Below are 16,718 nucleotides of genomic sequence, written 5' to 3' on the forward strand. Positions count from 1 at the left end.
GAGGCGCGTATCACCTCAAGCATAGCTCGCGCCGAACAGGAGAAGCCCCATGCTGCGCACTGCCACTCATACGGCCCAGATCGTGACTGTCGAATTTGCCGATGGCACCCAATCCCGATTTCACTCCATCTGGCTGCGCGACAACGCGTTGGACCCCGACACCCGCGCGCCGGGCAATGGTCAGCGCCTGATTACCATCGGTGACATTCCCGTCGATACCACGATAAGCGCCGCTGAGATGGAAGAGGGCGATCTTCGCGTCACCTTTCAGCCCGAAAACAAGACGGTCACCTTTCCCGCCGACTGGCTTGCCGCACACAGCTATGACCGCACCCAAAGTGCCGAGTTTGGACGCCTCGCCCCCGGCATCACCACGTGGGCGCAGGGCATCGAAGCCCCCGCCGGAGATTGGGCGCAGGTTCATTCCAATCCCACTGCCAAGCGCAACTGGCTGGCCGCCGTCGCCGAATATGGCTTCGCCAAGCTGACAAACGGCCCGACCGAGCCGGAATCGCTACTGCAAGTGGCCGACCTGTTCGGCTATGTGCGCGAGACCAATTATGGCCCTTATTTCGAGGTTCGGACTGAGGTGAACCCCACCAACCTTGCCTTTACCGGGCTCGGTTTGCAGGCGCATACCGACAACCCTTATCGCGACCCGGTGCCAACGCTGCAAATTCTCTACTGCCTTGAAAACAGCGCCGAAGGTGGCGAGTCAATCGTGGTCGATGGCTTCCGCGCAGCCGAAAAACTGCGTGATCAAAACCCCGAGGGCTTTGCCCTGCTGACCGGATACCCGGCGCGGTTTGAATACAAGGGCGAAGACGGGGTTTGCCTGCGGTCCCGCCGCCCGATGATCGAACTGTCGCCCGATGGCGAGTTGATTGGCATCCGGTTCAACAATCGGTCGTCTGCGCCGTTTGTTGACATCCCCTTTGACCAGATGGAGGCCTACTATGCCGCCTACCGTCAGTTGGGAGCCATCATCGACGACCCGGCCATGGGCGTGTCGTTCAAGCTGGAACCGGGTGAAAGCTTTATCGTCGACAACACCCGCGTGCTGCATGCGCGGCTGGGCTATTCCGGGGCCGGGTCGCGGTGGCTGCAAGGCTGCTACGCCGACAAGGACGGGCTGCTGTCCACGCTGGCGGCAATGGATGCCCCTCAGCCGGAGGCGGCGGAATGAAACCCGATTTCTCGACCCTGAACCGCGACAATATCGTGGCCTTCATCGGCGACATCTTCGACCGCCGCGGCGGTGAGGAATATCTGGGCGAACCCGTCACCATGGCCGAACATATGCTGCAAGGGGCCACGATTGCTGAACAGAACGGCATGCCCGAGGAAATCATCGTCGGCGCCCTGCTGCACGATATCGGCCACTTTACGTCCGAGTTCGGCACCTATCACCCCGACGACACCGAAGACCGCCACCACGAGGATGCAGGTGCCGAAGTGCTGGAGCAGTTCTTCCCGTCCGTCATCACCGATTGCTGCCGGTATCACGTGGCGGCCAAGCGCTATCTCTGCGCCACCAAGCCCGAGTATTTCAACCGGCTGTCCAGCGCCTCGGTCCACACATTGGAGTTGCAGGGCGGCCCGATGAACCCCGAAGAGGTGGCCGCGTTCGAGGCCAACCCGAACCTGAAAGAGATCATTCAGGTCCGCTATCTGGACGAGGCTGGCAAACGCGCGGGCATGGAAACCCCCGATTTCGCCCATTTCGCCCCGATGGTGCAGCGCATGGTCGATAAGCATATGGGGGCCGCATGACCGCGCCTGAATACATCTTTGAAGCCAGCACCAAGCCGTCCCTACCTTGGCACGAGGTGCCCCTGATCCGGGCCACCGATGCATCCGTCAAAGGCTATGGTTGTCTGGTCGATGACCCTCAAGGGTTCGAGATCGAGATCACCCGCTGGCCGCAGCAAGGCTGGCGGCCCATCGACGAGGGCACCGGCGACGAAGGCGGCTGGGTTGAAGGCACGTTCAAATGCGACTGGCAAGGCGACGTGCTCTATGGCGAGAACGAGGCGGTCAAAGGCCAATATGTTCTGGGCTGGTCCGCCGATCCGCAGCAAGCGCAAAAGGCACGCCAAACCGCGCCTCGTGATCAGGTCCTGCTGTGGCACATGAACTATCACCCGGATGGTGGTCAGATGTTCTGGCCCCTGGACAACAAGCCCTTCATCGTTCCTGCTGCCCTGCCCGGCGACAACCTGACGCCCGAGAAGGTCGTGGCCTTCTGGTGCGACGGCTCGCGCGGGCTCTATATTCATCCCGGTATCTGGCACGAGGGAATTTTCCCGGTCGAAGACAGCCAGCGGTTCCTTGACCGTCAGGGCGCAGTTCATGCGCGCGTCAGCGCCGATATCGGGAAAGAGTTCGGCGTCTACCTGTCTTGCCCGTTGCGCGCGGACATGATTAAGGACGTGTAGGCAAAGCCCCAGTATGCGCCCGTTGCTTGCGGTTGACCCATAGCTGAACGGCCATCAGATACGGCACGTAGAACGCAAAGTTCTGCACAAGGTCAAACGGGCCCGAGAAATCGGGCTCGGACCCCAGCCCACCGGTCAGCAGATACCAGATCGTGTAGTGCACCCGATAAAGCCACGATCCCAGCGCCAGCCAGAACAGACGCAGGCCCCAAGCCCAATGGCCTGCACGGTCTTTGTTCAACGCCATACGCGCCACCATCAGCGCAGCGGTGAACAGGCACAGACCATAGAGGAAAAAGGCCGCCGACATGACCGGCCCACCGATCGTGCCACGCAGAGGGATATAGGTCATTCCGGCCAAACCCGTGATCAGCGCGAGTGTGACAAGCACTCGGCCCAGCATACGATGGAAACCGGTAAATCTCCGCCGCAAGTTTGGTAGTACTTGCAAAGGGACAAGCGCGACCAACACGGTACCGGCAAATATATGCACCAGCATCGCCAAATTGCCGACGCCCTGCCCGTCTGCAAACAAATAGCTTTGCTGCGCCGCGTCTTCAGACAGCCCGACACGGATCATGCCAAATCCATGCACGACGAAAGGCAGCAGCGTCAGATAGAACACCACCAGCAGCAGGCCCAAAACTACGCGAGACTTCACGGTTCGCATAAGCTGACCCTAGCGCCTTTGGTCTCCGCGTCTATGGCTCAGAGGCCCAGCACATCTACCATGTCATATTGGCCGGGCGCTTTGCCTTGCCCCCACAGCGCCGCTTTCAGCGCGCCGCGGGCGAAGATGACGCGGTCGGTGGCCAAATGGCGCAGCACGATACGTTCGCCCGGAGCTGCGAATAAAACATCGTGTTCGCCCACGATGTCTCCGCCGCGAATGGCGTGGAAACCGATATCGCCGCGTTTGCGCGCGCCCGTGATGCCGTCGCGGGCGCGATCGGACACGTCCGCCAGATTGACCCCGCGCCCTTCGGCTGCGGCCTCACCCAGCATCAAGGCAGTGCCCGAGGGCGCATCGACCTTGTGGTGGTGATGACCTTCGATCACTTCGATATCGAAATCCTCATCCAGCGCGGCGGCAACTTTCTTGGTCAGCTGCACAAGCAGATTGACGCCGAGGCTCATATTGCCCGCCCGCACGATCACTGCATGGCGCGCGGCAGGTTCCAGCGCGGCAATCTGCTCATCCGTCATACCGGTGGTGCCAATCACATGTACACAGCGCGCTTGTGCGGCCAGCGCGGCAAATTCCAGCGTCGCCTCGGGCGCGGTGAAGTCTATCACCGCCTGCGCCTGCGCGAATGCTTCCAGTGGGTCATCTGTGACAGTGACGCCCAACGCGGGGCCGCCCATCGCCGTGCCCACATCCTGACCGATCCAGTCATGGTCCGCACGTTCAACAACGCCGACCAGACGCGCCTGATCGCTCTCAGATACGGTCTTGATCAGCATCTGCCCCATACGGCCCGAAGCTCCTGTGATGACTATCCCCGGAATATGGGTCATGGCTTGCTTCCCTCATTGCAATCGGCTCAAAGCCTCCTACCCGGTTCGCGCCCGCTTGGCAAAGGTGGGATTTGGGCTTAGATCGAAGTCATGGCAAAGAACAAATTCCACGATGGCCCCGGCCCGTCCCAACGACAGCTTCGTGTCGGCGAACTGATCCGTCGCACCCTGTCCGAGGTTCTAGCGCGCGGAGATGTCCACGACCCCGACCTGAATCGCATGTCAATCACCGTGGGTGAGGTCCGCACCTCGCCCGATCTCAAGATCGCCACCGCCTATGTGCTGCCCTTGGGCGGCAAGGGGCAGGAGGACGTGATCGACCTGCTGGCCCGCAACAAGGGCGAGCTGCGCCGCATGATCGGCAAGAAGCTGAACCTGAAATTCTCGCCCGATCTGCGGTTCCGTCTGGATGACACGTTTGACCGTCTGGACGACACCCGCCGCATGTTCGAACAGGACGCGGTGCGCCGCGATCTGGACGAGTGATCCGCACGCTGGCCACATTGGGCGCGCTCCTGTGGGCCGCGCAGGCCGGTGCGGTGAGCTGTGAAAAAGTCACCCACGACGACAAGCGATACACTGTTTGTGAGGTGGACGCGGCAAACGAAGACCTGCGTCTATTTCTGAACGACGACAGCGGCGATCTGCTGGGGCATTTTTCCTCGGTGAATGAGGCGCTGGCCCCCGGCGGTGAACGCCTGGCCTTTGCGATGAATGCGGGCATGTATCACGACGACCGCTCGCCCGTGGGTCACTATGTCGAGAACGGCCAAGAGCAGATGCGCGTCATCTCCAACCCCGGCCCCGGCAATTTCGGCCTTCTACCCAATGGGGTGTTCTGCATCCGCGAGGGCCGCGCCGATGTGTTCGAGACGCTTGACTATGTGGATCAGGCCCCCGAGTGCCGCTTTGCCACCCAATCCGGCCCCATGCTGGTGATCGACGGAGAGCTGCATCCGCGTTTTCTGCCCGACTCGACCTCTCTGTTCGTGCGCAACGGGGTGGGCACTAGTGCTGATGGCACCCGCGCGGTGTTTGCGATCTCGGACGATTACGTCACCTTCCACGAATTCGGCAGCCTGTTTCGGGACGTGCTGAAAACCCCCAACGCACTGTTCTTCGACGGGAATATTTCACGCATGTATGACCGGGCCGGGGGCCGCTCAGATATCGGCTTTTCACTGGGGCCCATCGTGGGTGTGGTCGAAATCGCACCTGTAAATTGACAGCGCCCATGTGATCCGCTACCCCGCGCGCCTCAGCATGAATCAAGGTGTAATATGGGACGCAAACGCAAGGGCCGCGACATTTCCGGTTGGCTGGTGGTGGACAAGCCTGCGGGCATGACCTCGACCGCCGTGGTCAACAAGGTGCGGTGGGCGATGGATGCGAAAAAGGCGGGCCACGCGGGTACGCTGGACCCCGAGGCGACCGGCGTTCTGGCCGTGGCGCTGGGTGAGGCGACCAAGACCGTTCCCTACATCACCGACGCCTTGAAAGCCTACACCTTCACCGTGCGTCTGGGTCAGGCCACCAATACCGACGATGCCGAGGGCGAGGTGATTGCACAAAGCGATGCGCGCCCCTCGGATGACGATATCAAACAGGCGCTGACCCCGTTTCTGGGTGACATCATGCAGGTGCCGCCCAAGTTTTCCGCCGTGAAGATCGATGGCCAACGCGCCTATAAACTAGCTCGCGATGGCGAGGATGTGGAACTCTCCGCCCGGCCTCTGTGGGTCGAAGAGCTGATCCTTGTCGACCGCCTGGATGACGATCATGTGGTGCTGGAAATGACCTGCGGAAAAGGTGGCTATGTGCGCTCCATCGCCCGCGATCTGGGTGCGGCGCTGGGATGTCACGGCCACGTCAAAGAACTACGCCGCATCTGGTCCGGTCCGTTCGAGGTCGAAGATGGACTGTCCGTCGACCAGATCGACGAAATGGCAAAGACCGAGGCTCTGGATGACTACCTCCACCCGCTGGAGACCGGCCTCGCCGACCTGCCCGAGTTGAAATGTACCCCCGAGGGCGCCACCCGTCTGCGCAATGGCAATCCGGGCATGGTGCTGGCCAGCGACGTGGAATATGGCGACGAGGCTTGGGCCTCACTTGACGGCAAAGCTGTGGCCGTGGGCATCTATAAATCCGGCGAATTGCATCCCAGCCGGGTGTTCGTCGCCTGAACGCCGTGCTAGGCGGGGGCATGATCACCCGAACGCACACCAAAGGCGATGCGCCCTCGACCGCCGTCTACTCCGATTGCGAGAAGTATCGCTATAGCCTGACCCGCATGTGGGATGCGGGCGGGCGCAAGGCGCTGTTTGTGATGCTCAACCCTTCGACCGCGACCGAGGTGCAGAACGATCCCACCGTCGAACGCTGTGAACGGCGGGCGCGGGCGCTGGGGTTTGGCGCGTTTCAAGTGACGAACATCTTTGCCTGGCGCGACACCGACCCCCGCAAGATGCGCGCCGCCACCGATCCGGTAGGCCCCGCGAATGACGCCGCCATTCTGGACGGTGTCAATTGGGCCGATCAGGTCATCGCCGCATGGGGCACCCATGGCGAACATCTGGACCGCGGCCCGGCGGTCGAGACCCTGCTGCGCGGCACCGGGCATCCTCTGTTCCATCTGGGACTTACCAAGGCGGGCCACCCGAAACACCCGCTCTACATCGCCTATACCCAGCAACCCGAGCTATGGTGACAAAGGGTTAACCAATACCCCAAGCAGGTTTTGACCAACTGGCTGAATGCATGGGATAAATCATCCTCGGGGCAATGCGTGCGCGGAGGGGTTCCATGTTCATGATCGGGTTTCTCAGTATCGCAGCCCTGGGCGGCGCGGCTTATGCGATAAGCGATATATTCGAGCCAGAGGACGAGCCCGAAGAAGACGACGTCATTGAAGATGACGCCGAAGAGATCTCGGAAGGCAATCTGCTTGAGATTGACGATGTGCCAGACGCACCGTCAACCGGAACTGTCATTTTCGAACACGAAGGCAATCTGATCCTTGCTGGTACTGAAGAGCAGGACATTCTGACCGGTCAAGATGGCGACGACCAGATCAATGGCTATGCCGGGGATGACACCGTGATTGGCGGCGCGGGCGATGATACCCTCCATGGCGGGGACGGGGACGACACGGTCTTGGGTGGGTTGGACGATGACATTCTGCATGGCGAGGATGGCGATGACCTTCTGACCGGAGAGGACGGGGATGACACGCTCTACGGTTATTTCGGCGTGGATAATTTGGAGGGCGGCGTCGGGGACGACGATCTTTATGGCGGTCAGGACGACGACAGGCTGAGCGGGGGTGACGGGGATGACGCACTGCATGGCGGCTATGGCAACGACACGCTGAACGGCGGCGCGGGTGAGGATGCGCTGTTCGGGGACGACGGCGACGATATTCTAATCGGACAAGACGCCGAAGGCGAGGATGAGGTCGATTTCCTCAACGGTGGCGAAGGGGATGACACCATTCTGGCCGACGGGGGCGACATTGTGACTGGCGGCAATGGCACGGATGAAATCATCGTTACCCCGGAAGAAGGCGACGACCCGGTCACAGTGATGGATTTCCAGCCCGGTCAAGACAAGCTGCTGATCTCGTGGACCGGCGAGGAAGACCCCGACATTCAGGTTGAACCCGATGCCGAAGATGACAACCTGACAAATGTCGTGATCAACGGGCAGACCGCCGTGCAACTGCTGGCAGCCGAAGGATTGACCGCCGAGGATATCCAACTGATTGGCGAGGGCGCGCTGGCGCAATTGAACGCGCTGGGCTGATCGGGCAGAATCCCTTTGCTATCCACCGAAAATCCGCTTATACGCGCGCATCCGCATCGGAATCGGTGCGGTTTTCTCCATGGGCCTGTGCTGGACGACATCCCGGCCTGCGCCATTAACCTTAACCTTTTTACAAGGAGACCCCGATGTCGATTACTGCCGCTGAAAAAGCACGCGTCATGAAAGAATTCGCAACCAAGGACGGCGACACCGGTTCGCCTGAAGTCCAGGTTGCCATCCTGACCTCGCGCATCACCACCCTGACCGAGCACTTCAAGACCCACAAAAAAGACAACCACGGTCGCCGCGGTCTGCTGAAAATGGTCGCCCAGCGCCGTAAACTGCTGGACTACCTGAAGGGCAAGGAAGAAGCACGCTATCAGGACCTGATCAAAAAGCTGGGCATCCGCCGCTAAGCGCTTTTTCGTCCAATTCGAAACGCCCGCCAATTTGGTGGGCGTTTTTTTTGTTCGGGACGATCTATCGAAGCTATTGTGCTGTCAGTCCGAAGCGGCGCGATCATATTCCATGCGCGCGGTCTTAACCTGATCCATCTGTTCGTGCGACCAGTAGACGAGCGGCCTGAGCAGTTCCAATAAGCTGCGGCCCTGAGGTGTCAGTGCATAAGACACAGCGACAGGCGGACCGGGATCGACAGTACGCGTTAAATATCCATCCCGCTGTAGCCCCCGCAGATTTTCGGTCAGCACCCTTTGCGTAACGTCACCGATACATCGCTTGAGCTCTCCGAACCGCTTCGGCTCATCTTCTAGCGCCAGAATGATGATCATCCGCCACTTGCCTGTGACGTTGGACAAAACGGATCGGATCGAACAGTTCGACGCTTCGGCTTTATTGCTAACGCCAATGGGAAGCATGACACCCTCAAGTTCATTATGAATACCAGAAACGACTACAATACCTCATAGCACAAATGCAACATACTGTTTTTTCGCCAGTATCCTAAAAGTAACCCGGTGACTTTAAGGTGCGTAATTGCCCTTTGGTGCGTTTTTGATACCTACTATCAACGCAACACGAATCATCAGGAATTCACCATGACCCCCAAAGATCTTGTCCTCGCACTTTTTTCTGCCGCTTTCCTGGACCATGACCCCGAAGCTGCGCGTCAGATGGTAAGCACCGACTATGTTCAGCACAATCCGCAGGTACCGACCGGGGCCGAAGGACTGATGGGCCTGATCTCGTTGGTCGGTCAGGCTGGTATGACCGCGACCACCCATCGCGTGATCACCGAAGGTGATCTGGTCGTACTGCACAACACCTATGACAATGCCGACGCGTTCGGCGCGTCCTCGCTCGCTGCGTTTGACATCTTTCGCGTAGAAGACGGGAAAGTGGTTGAACATTGGGACAACTTGCAACCTATCCCCGAAACCACCGCGTCAGGGCGCGGCATGACGGATGGTGCGGTTGAGATCACCGATCTCGACAAGACCCAAGAAAACAAAGCCTCGGTTCTGGGTTTTGTACGCGACGTGTTGGGCGGGGCAGCACCAGAGAATGTCTCGAAATACATGGACCCCGAAGTTTACATGCAACACAACCCGTCAATCGAAGACGGCCTGTCGGGATTGATGGCCGCGATCGAAGCATTTGCTGCACAGGGAATGGTAATCACCAAGTTTGAGCCTCAATTCGCCGTGGCCGAGGGCAATTTCGTCTTTGTCGCGACCGATGCTGTCATGGGCGGCGAACCCTGGGCCTTCTTCGATCTGTGGCGCGTGGAAGATGGCAAGATCGTAGAGCACTGGGACGTCGTCTCACCTATCCCGTCCGAAATGGCACATGGGAACGGCAAGTTCTGAGTAAGCTTGACCGCCCCTGAAGCGCCATGAGAAAGCGCCCGTCAAACCTGCCGGCGTTTTCCGCTTTCTTCAATCAGGAAGACCCGCATTCCGCCACCCGGCGCGCCAATTTTCCGAAGCATTTGTCATCGAAAACACAGGCAGTTTGGCTTGTTCGGTAGATGCGGTGATATCGGGCCGAAGCGCATTAAGGTCATTGACCGCAGACTTCGCCGCGGCTGTATCCGGCAGTTGCCCCAACGCGGCAATCAGCATCAAATGGCTCATGACAAAACCGGACCGAACGGCCAGAGCCTCACGCGCTGCGGCGGCGGCTTCTTCGTACCGGGCAAGCTGGAACAAAGCGCTGCATCGGGCAATATGCGCGGCGTGTCGCATTGGGTCCTTGGGGCTGAGTTCAACGGATTGCGTCGCATGATCCAGTGCCTCGTCCGGTCGATTTAGCATGCACAGGTTGATCGAAGCCAGCATATGCACACTCGCAGCATTCGGATTCTCGGCCAACGCCTGTTTGAAAGCAGCCCGTGCGCGCGGTAAATCCCGCGCCAGCATCGAGATCGAGTGCGCCGCATAGGCCATTGCGATTCCGTCAGCCCGGTCGCTCATCAACACGCGTTCGGCGGCAGCTACGGCGGCCTTGGGGCCTTTGCCCACAGGTTCCAGACCCTGCACAAGGCGCTGGATGTGCAGCCATGCCAACAACCCGGCTGCGGCTGCGTAGTCAGCGTCGCGCTCCAGTGCCAGAGTGGTAAGCCGGATCGCTTCGCGATTGTCTTCATCGGTCAGCAAATGGAAATGCGACAGAGCCTGTAAATACAGCTCATACGCCTCCAGATTTTCGGTTGGCTTGGCGCGCGAGCGGGTGGTTTCAGCGCGACGCAGTGACGGCTCGATTGCTGTCACCACCTCTTGCGTGACCTTGTCCTGAAGATCGAAAATATCGTCCAACACACCATCAAACCGATCTGCCCAAAGGTGGCTGCCGTTTTCCGCATCAATCAACTGCCCGGTAATCCGAACACGTTGGCCCGCCCGACGGACCGACCCTTCCAGCACATAGCGAACGCCCAGGCTACGCCCGACCTCGCGGATATCAGTGCTTTTTCCTTTGAAAATAAAAGATGAATTGCGCGCCACTACCATCAGCCACCGAAACCGCGACAGCTCGGTGATGATGTCCTCGGTCATGCCGTCGGCAAAAAACTCCTGCTCGGGGTCGCCGGACATATTGTCAAAGGGCAGCACGGCGATGCCGGGGCGCGTGTCGGCCGAGGTCGACAGATTGGCCGACGTCCCCTTGGGCCAGCACCAGACACCGATGCGGCGCGTGATGTTTTTCAACTCGGTCTGCTCGCCCCCGTCGAACTGGGCCGCATCACCCCGGTCCAGACTGTTGTGCGACGTGTCCGAGATCAGGATCTGGTCAGGTTCAGCCAATGCCTCAAGCCGCGCGGCGATATTGATCCCGTCACCGAAGATATCGTCGCCATCCGAGATCACCTCGCCCGTGTGGATGCCGATACGCAGCCGAATGGTATCTGCCTTTGGAGCCGATTGAACCGCAATTGCGCAATCGGCGGCGTCGGATGTCGAGGGGAACTCGGCAATCCACCCGTCCCCCATGCTTTTGATCAGGCGCCCCTTATGCGCCTCAAGCAAGGACTTAAGCGTGTCTTCACGAAACGACCTGAGCGCAGCCAACGTGCCCTGCCGGTCCTGATCCATCAGCGCCGAGTATCCAACGACATCTGCCGCCAGCACCGTCGTAAGTCGTCTTTTCATTGACAGCCTCCCATCAAGAGCAACTTACCGCGCGGCAGAGTGTCTGTCAGGTTTTTTGCGCGGGACATCCGCGAAGTTTGTCCGTAGCCTTGGCACATTTCGCTTTCGTTCCAACCTGATTTCACGCGCGCGGCGTCAAATCCCAGTTTGGCAAGCATGCAACTGAAAGTCGGTGCTTCGGTTTCGCTTTCCTTCACCTTAAAACTCATGTATGCGCGCGGGTATCTGAGACGTTGTGCCCGGACCCTGGCACTCGAATGGAAGATAAATGGGGTCGGCGGCAATGGGGCCGCCATGCAAACCGGAGACCCGCAGGGGCGGGAGTGCTCCGTTCTAGGATACGCATATGTTTGATGTAACAAAGAAATCGATTCAGTGGGGCGAAGAGACGCTGACACTGGAAACCGGCAAGGTTGCCCGTCAGGCGGACGGCACTGTGATTGCCACGCTGGGCGAAACCAGCGTCATGGCCAACGTGACCTTTGCCAAAAGCCAAAAGCCCGGTCAGGATTTTTTCCCGCTGACCGTACACTATCAAGAGAAATACTATGCCGCCGGTAAAGTTCCGGGTGGCTTTTTCAAGCGCGAGGCGCGCCCGACCGAAAAAGAGACGCTGACCGCGCGTCTGATCGACCGTCCGATCCGCCCGCTGTTCGTCGATGGCTTCAAAAACGAAGTTCTGGTCATGTGCACCGTGCTGAGCCACGATCTGGTCAACGATCCCGACATCGTTGCAATGATTGCTGCGTCGGCTGCTCTGACTATTTCCGGCGCGCCGTTCATGGGTCCGATCGCCGGTGCCCGCGTTGGTTTCGTGGATGGCGAATACGTCCTGAACCCGACCGTAGACGACATGCAGGACCTGCGCCTGAACCCTGAACAGCGTCTGGATCTGGTTGTCGCCGGCACCAAAGATGCCGTGATGATGGTGGAATCGGAAGCTTACGAGCTGTCAGAGGCCGAAATGCTGGGCGCCGTGACCTTCGCGCATGAACAAATTCAGCCGGTTATCGACCTGATCATCAGCTTGGCCGAAGAAGCTGCGAAAGAGCCGTTTGAATTCGCCGCCCCCGACTATGCGGACCTCTACGCTGCTGTGGCCGCAGCCGGTGAAGAGCAGATGCGCGCCGCCTTCGCGATCACCGACAAGCAAGAGCGCACCACCGCCGTTGCCGCGGCCCGCGAAGCGATCAAAGAAGCGTTGACCGAAGAACAGCTAGAAGACGGCAACCTCGGTTCCGCGATGAAAAAGCTGGAAGCCGGCATCCTGCGAGGCGACGTCGTCAAAGGCGGCAAGCGGATCGACGGTCGTTCGACCACTGATATCCGTTCGATCGTAGCCGAAACCTCGATGCTGCCCCGGACCCATGGTTCCGCCCTGTTCACCCGTGGTGAGACTCAGGCACTGGCCGTAACCACGCTGGGCACCGGTGATGATGAGCAGTTCATCGACGCGCTGCACGGCAACTTCAAATCGAACTTCCTGCTGCACTACAACTTCCCCCCCTATTCGGTTGGTGAAGTTGGCCGCGTGGGTGGCCCCGGACGTCGTGAGATCGGCCACGGCAAGCTGGCATGGCGCGCCCTGCAGGCGGTTCTGCCTGCGGCGACCGACTTCCCCTACACGATCCGTATCGTGTCCGAGATCACCGAATCCAACGGATCGTCCTCGATGGCGTCGGTCTGCGGCGGCTCGCTGTCGATGATGGATGCGGGCGTTCCGCTGAAAGCACCGGTTGCCGGTGTGGCCATGGGTCTGATCCTGGAAGATGACGGCAACTATGCCATCCTGTCCGACATTTTGGGTGACGAAGACCACCTGGGCGACATGGACTTCAAGGTTGCGGGTACAGAAAACGGCATCACCTCGTTGCAGATGGACATCAAGGTTGCGGGCATCACGCCCGAGATCATGGAGAAAGCCCTGGCGCAAGCCAAGGACGGCCGGATGCACATCCTGGGCGAGATGGGCAAAGCCCTGTCCGAGACCAACGAATTCTCGGTCCACGCCCCGCGCATCGAGACCATGAACATCCCAACCGACAAGATCCGCGAAGTGATCGGCTCGGGCGGTAAGGTCATCCGCGAAATCGTCGAGGTTTCGGGTGCCAAGGTCGACATCAACGACGACGGCGTGATCAAGATTGCCTCGCCCGATGGGGAGTCGATCAAGAAAGCTTACGAGATGATCCACTCGATCGTCGCAGAGCCGGAAGAAGGTCAGATCTACACTGGTAAAGTGGTCAAGATCGTCGACTTCGGTGCCTTCGTGAACTTCTTTGGCAAGCGCGACGGTCTGGTCCACGTTTCCCAGATCGAAAACCGCCGCCTGAACCATCCGTCGGATGTTCTGAAGGAAGGTCAGGAAGTGAAAGTCAAACTGCTGGGCTTTGATGATCGCGGCAAGGTTCGCCTGTCGATGAAAGTGGTCGATCAGGAAACCGGCGAAGAGATTGTTCCCGAGAAGAAAGAAAAGAAAGAAGACGCCGAATAATCAGCGCCTCTTTTCGAATTACCAAAGACCCCGGTTCTGGCCGGGGTCTTTTTTTGTGACCCTACAAGTCCTTGGCAAAGTAATGCAGATGCGGTCGCAACATCGGTTGGTCCTTGTAGGTTGTTGTCTCGATCGGTGTGTCCAGTTCCACAAACCCAAGCTTCGGATACAGGCTGCGCATCTCAACATTCGGAGTCAACGTATCGGCCACCAGCCGTTTCAACCCCATCTGTCTTGCGGCATTCTCTCGCGCCACGATCAACGCGCGCCCGGTTCCGGTGCCACGGGCACTTTCGGTGACAAAGACGCGCTTTAACTCACCGGTCTCTTGATCCAGACGCTTCAGCATCCCGCACCCCACAATCGCGGACTGCCCATCCCGCGCCACGACCAGGCAACCATTGGGTGGCAGGTAATCCTCGGGGCGCGCCCAGAATTCGGCTAAGGCGCTTTCCGGGGCGGATGGATCAATCTCGAACCCCATGGCGCCCATGCGTTCGACAATCAGGTCGTAATATTGCGACAGGATGCCATTCAGCTGATCCTTGGGCGGCAACGCGGCGCAGTTTTCAATTTCAATCATCGGGTCACACCTCGCGGATCAGTTGACCCTGTTGCGGGTGTGACCACAAGCCATTGTTCAATGCGCAACACCGGACGGCCCATGTTTCATCACGTGCCACTGGCCATAGCTGTCGTTCAGATCAAGCTTGATCGCTGCATCCGCCTTGGTCGAAGCGCTACCGATCTCGGCCAGTGTGAATTCGATCCCGCCGGGAATGTCGATCCGAACGCGATGCTCGCCGCCGCCGTGCGGGGCCTGAATTGGACGCCCCGTGGATTGTAGCACATCGCCCACGGTGACCTTGGCCTTGCGCCCTTCGATGTCGATATCGAAATCAATCGGCAGATACAGTGTCTCGTGAACGGTCTTGCACATGGCACGGAAGACGAACCAATGGGTGGCCATCTCATCCGTTTCCTCACCGTGAAACACCTTTTCCAACGCATCGCGCTGCGCGTCCGAGGCGCTGGGATCAATAATCACCTGCATCTCGCCGCCGCCTTCAAAGATCGGGCCGGGCCAAGCGTAGATCAGAGCCGCTTTGGTGCCTGCCAGATCAGTGTCGCCGAAATGCCCCTTGGAGACCTCCAGCACTTCGAAACCCCTGCAATTGCCATTGGTGGGTAATTCTTCGAACTGACAGGGGCAGGCGTAGCCGCAGTTGCAATTCCCGAAGGCTTCGCCCTCAACGTACCAATCTGTGAATGCCATCGTAACTCTCCTGATGTGAAAGCCCGATTCCTGTCATCACCCGCCCCGATCGCGGCACCATAGCATATTTACGCCAAATCCCGAACCTCCGCGAAAAATCGAATGAGAATGAGAAAGACGCGCGAATGTGTCGAACTTCACAGTCAGAAGGCTTTCGGCATGACAATTTGCGCCAGGGTCGAAAGACCCGCGACCGAGCATGCAGGGCCGACGTCGCACAACCAATAAGTGTGTGCGAAGGAATGGGCCATGACATTAAGATCGTTCAAAGAACGAGTCATCCAAACATGTAGTTTCGAGGTGGTGGGGATCGCGTTCGTCTCGCCGGTTTATGCATATATCGCGGGGGCGTCGATGGCGCATGGGTTTGCGCTGATTTCCCTGCTGTCCATCGTCATTTTGATCTGGTCGCCCATTTTCAACACGTTGTTCGACTGGATAGAACGGCACCGAACCCGCCGCCTGGCAAGCGCCCGCCCCCACCGGTTGCGGATCGTCCACGCGGTGCTGCATGAGGTCACCGCGATTATTATTACATGCCCGTTGCTGATGTATTTTGGCGGCCATTCCCTGCAGGCCGCACTGGCTTTCAATCTTGGGCTGACGATCACCTATTCGATCTACACCTATGTTTTTCATATCATTTATGACCGGTTACGCCCCGTAAGACCTGTCTCTGCGGTCGAGGGCACACCGCAATGCGATCCCGGCGCGGCGGTCTGCAATAACATCTGAACAAACCCGCGCTGCTTGTTCGATCACTCCACCCCAATAAGCTGTGAATCGAAGTGAAGCTCGCCTGTCTTTCATTTGCGGCGAGTTTGTCCACATGTGGGTTCATAACCATTTGGAACAAAGGACATGGACATGGTTAAGCGAATTATTCTCGCCTCGGCGGTGCTGGGCCTCAGCGCGTCAGCACCGGTTGCGCAAAGCCTCACAGATGACCTCTACGTCCACGGATTTGCTGGCTACAGCAATTTGCAGGACAGCGATTTCACCGGCACCGTCAATGGTGGCCCGGAATCCGTCGATACCGATTTTGACGGTGGGTTTGGACTGGGCATTGCCATCGGCAAAGAAATCCCACAGTGGAGCAATGACAGCATCGCCACTCGGGTCGAACTTGAACTCTCTTATCGGGACAATGACGTAGACGGAGTGAATTTTTCCGGCAACGGGCCCGCAAGCGAAGTCAACGTTTCGGGTGATGTGACCCAAACGTCCTTGTTTGCCAATGTTCTGGTCGATTTCAAAACCGCTAGCGCGCTCACGCCCTATGTCGGCTTGGGTCTGGGTGTCGCCTACACCGATCTGGATTTCTCATACGGACCGGGTGTGGAGTTGGATGACAGTGACACCAACTTTGCCGCTCAGATCATCGCAGGCGTTGCCTATGATGTCAGCGAAAACACGGCTCTGACACTGGATACGCGCTATTCGCGCGCCTTCGACGTTTCCTCGGACCGTCTGGCCCCGAACGGCGCGTTGACCGGCACCGTCGAAGATGACATCGACGCGTTCAGCATCAATTTCGGCGTACGCCAAAGATTTTGATCGAATAGGGGAAGTGTTTC

At 58.9% G+C, this 16,718-nt stretch carries 19 protein-coding genes; 13 read left to right on the forward strand and 6 right to left on the reverse strand.

Going from position 1 to position 16,718, the window contains the following annotated elements; translation table 11 throughout:
• The first annotated feature begins 49 nt into the window (after positions 1-49).
• The 3 genes from tmpA to GOV80_RS12495 are packed head-to-tail and all read left to right on the forward strand — an operon-like array spanning position 50 to position 2,438.
• Positions 50-1,186, forward strand: a complete 1,137-nt coding sequence (gene tmpA, locus GOV80_RS12485; protein WP_170785115.1) for a 2-trimethylaminoethylphosphonate dioxygenase — start codon at positions 50-52, stop codon at positions 1,184-1,186.
• On the forward strand, positions 1,183-1,773 hold the full coding sequence (tmpB, locus tag GOV80_RS12490) for a (R)-1-hydroxy-2-trimethylaminoethylphosphonate oxygenase (RefSeq protein ID WP_170785117.1): 591 nt from the start codon (positions 1,183-1,185) through the stop codon (positions 1,771-1,773). The genes tmpA and tmpB overlap by 4 nt, the downstream gene beginning before the upstream one ends.
• Positions 1,770-2,438, forward strand: a complete 669-nt coding sequence (locus GOV80_RS12495) for an ureidoglycolate lyase (RefSeq protein WP_170785119.1) — start codon at positions 1,770-1,772, stop codon at positions 2,436-2,438. Before tmpB ends, GOV80_RS12495 begins: the two co-directional genes overlap by 4 nt.
• Here GOV80_RS12495 and GOV80_RS12500 read toward each other — a convergent pair.
• Positions 2,425-3,108 carry a DUF2306 domain-containing protein gene (locus GOV80_RS12500; RefSeq protein ID WP_170785121.1) on the reverse strand — a complete coding sequence of 228 codons (684 nt, stop codon included), beginning with the start codon at positions 3,106-3,108 and terminating at the stop codon, positions 2,425-2,427. The two genes, GOV80_RS12495 and GOV80_RS12500, sit on opposite strands and share 14 nt — an antisense overlap.
• 38 nt (positions 3,109-3,146) lie before the next feature.
• Complete coding sequence (dapB, locus tag GOV80_RS12505; protein ID WP_170772800.1) at positions 3,147-3,956, reverse strand: 4-hydroxy-tetrahydrodipicolinate reductase; 810 nt, start codon at positions 3,954-3,956, stop codon at positions 3,147-3,149.
• 90 nt (positions 3,957-4,046) lie between these two features.
• On the opposite strand from dapB, the gene rbfA reads away from it, so the two are divergent.
• The 6 genes from rbfA to rpsO all read left to right on the forward strand — a co-directional run bounded on the left by rbfA (position 4,047) and on the right by rpsO (position 8,176).
• Complete coding sequence (gene rbfA, locus GOV80_RS12510; RefSeq protein ID WP_170379347.1) at positions 4,047-4,442, forward strand: 30S ribosome-binding factor RbfA; 396 nt, start codon at positions 4,047-4,049, stop codon at positions 4,440-4,442.
• Positions 4,439-5,182, forward strand: coding sequence for a phosphodiester glycosidase family protein (locus GOV80_RS12515; RefSeq protein ID WP_170785123.1), 744 nt, complete (start codon positions 4,439-4,441; stop codon positions 5,180-5,182). The genes rbfA and GOV80_RS12515 overlap by 4 nt, the downstream gene beginning before the upstream one ends.
• A gap of 54 nt (positions 5,183-5,236) precedes the next feature.
• Entirely contained in the window at positions 5,237-6,142 is a 906-nt protein-coding gene (truB, locus tag GOV80_RS12520; RefSeq protein WP_170785125.1) for a tRNA pseudouridine(55) synthase TruB, read from the forward strand.
• 20 nt (positions 6,143-6,162) lie between these two features.
• Positions 6,163-6,666, forward strand: coding sequence for a DUF1643 domain-containing protein (locus tag GOV80_RS12525; protein WP_170785127.1), 504 nt, complete (start codon positions 6,163-6,165; stop codon positions 6,664-6,666).
• Positions 6,667-6,761: 95 nt separating this feature from the next.
• On the forward strand, positions 6,762-7,760 hold the full coding sequence (locus GOV80_RS12530; protein ID WP_170785129.1) for a calcium-binding protein: 999 nt from the start codon (positions 6,762-6,764) through the stop codon (positions 7,758-7,760).
• 146 nt (positions 7,761-7,906) lie between these two features.
• On the forward strand, positions 7,907-8,176 hold the full coding sequence (gene rpsO / locus GOV80_RS12535; RefSeq protein WP_008757925.1) for a 30S ribosomal protein S15: 270 nt from the start codon (positions 7,907-7,909) through the stop codon (positions 8,174-8,176).
• A gap of 84 nt (positions 8,177-8,260) precedes the next feature.
• Here rpsO and GOV80_RS12540 read toward each other — a convergent pair whose 3' ends face one another.
• Positions 8,261-8,638, reverse strand: a complete 378-nt coding sequence (locus GOV80_RS12540) for a winged helix-turn-helix transcriptional regulator (RefSeq protein WP_170772810.1) — start codon at positions 8,636-8,638, stop codon at positions 8,261-8,263.
• A gap of 180 nt (positions 8,639-8,818) precedes the next feature.
• Between GOV80_RS12540 and GOV80_RS12545 the strand changes: the two genes are divergently transcribed.
• Positions 8,819-9,589: a nuclear transport factor 2 family protein gene (locus tag GOV80_RS12545; protein WP_170785131.1), complete on the forward strand. Its 771-nt coding sequence runs from the start codon at positions 8,819-8,821 to the stop codon at positions 9,587-9,589.
• Positions 9,590-9,658: 69 nt separating this feature from the next.
• On the opposite strand, the gene GOV80_RS12550 is transcribed toward GOV80_RS12545, so the two are convergent.
• Positions 9,659-11,371, reverse strand: coding sequence for an adenylate/guanylate cyclase domain-containing protein (locus tag GOV80_RS12550; RefSeq protein WP_170785133.1), 1,713 nt, complete (start codon positions 11,369-11,371; stop codon positions 9,659-9,661).
• Positions 11,372-11,717: 346 nt separating this feature from the next.
• Here GOV80_RS12550 and pnp point away from each other — a divergent pair, with 346 nt between their 5' ends.
• Positions 11,718-13,865: a polyribonucleotide nucleotidyltransferase gene (pnp, locus tag GOV80_RS12555; RefSeq protein WP_170785135.1), complete on the forward strand. Its 2,148-nt coding sequence runs from the start codon at positions 11,718-11,720 to the stop codon at positions 13,863-13,865.
• Between the two features lie 61 nt (positions 13,866-13,926).
• On the opposite strand, the gene GOV80_RS12560 is transcribed toward pnp, so the two are convergent.
• Positions 13,927-14,448, reverse strand: coding sequence for a GNAT family N-acetyltransferase (locus tag GOV80_RS12560; protein ID WP_170772818.1), 522 nt, complete (start codon positions 14,446-14,448; stop codon positions 13,927-13,929).
• A gap of 57 nt (positions 14,449-14,505) precedes the next feature.
• Complete coding sequence (locus tag GOV80_RS12565) at positions 14,506-15,141, reverse strand: DUF1326 domain-containing protein (protein WP_170772820.1); 636 nt, start codon at positions 15,139-15,141, stop codon at positions 14,506-14,508.
• Positions 15,142-15,390: 249 nt separating this feature from the next.
• Between GOV80_RS12565 and GOV80_RS12570 the strand changes: the two genes are divergently transcribed.
• Positions 15,391-15,876 carry a PACE efflux transporter gene (locus tag GOV80_RS12570; protein ID WP_170785137.1) on the forward strand — a complete coding sequence of 162 codons (486 nt, stop codon included), beginning with the start codon at positions 15,391-15,393 and terminating at the stop codon, positions 15,874-15,876.
• Positions 15,877-16,008: 132 nt separating this feature from the next.
• Positions 16,009-16,698, forward strand: a complete 690-nt coding sequence (locus GOV80_RS12575; protein ID WP_170772824.1) for an outer membrane protein — start codon at positions 16,009-16,011, stop codon at positions 16,696-16,698.
• Positions 16,699-16,718: the final 20 nt, after the last annotated feature.

Source organism: Ruegeria lacuscaerulensis (assembly GCF_013034685.1).
Lineage (GTDB): Bacteria > Pseudomonadota > Alphaproteobacteria > Rhodobacterales > Rhodobacteraceae > Ruegeria > Ruegeria lacuscaerulensis_B.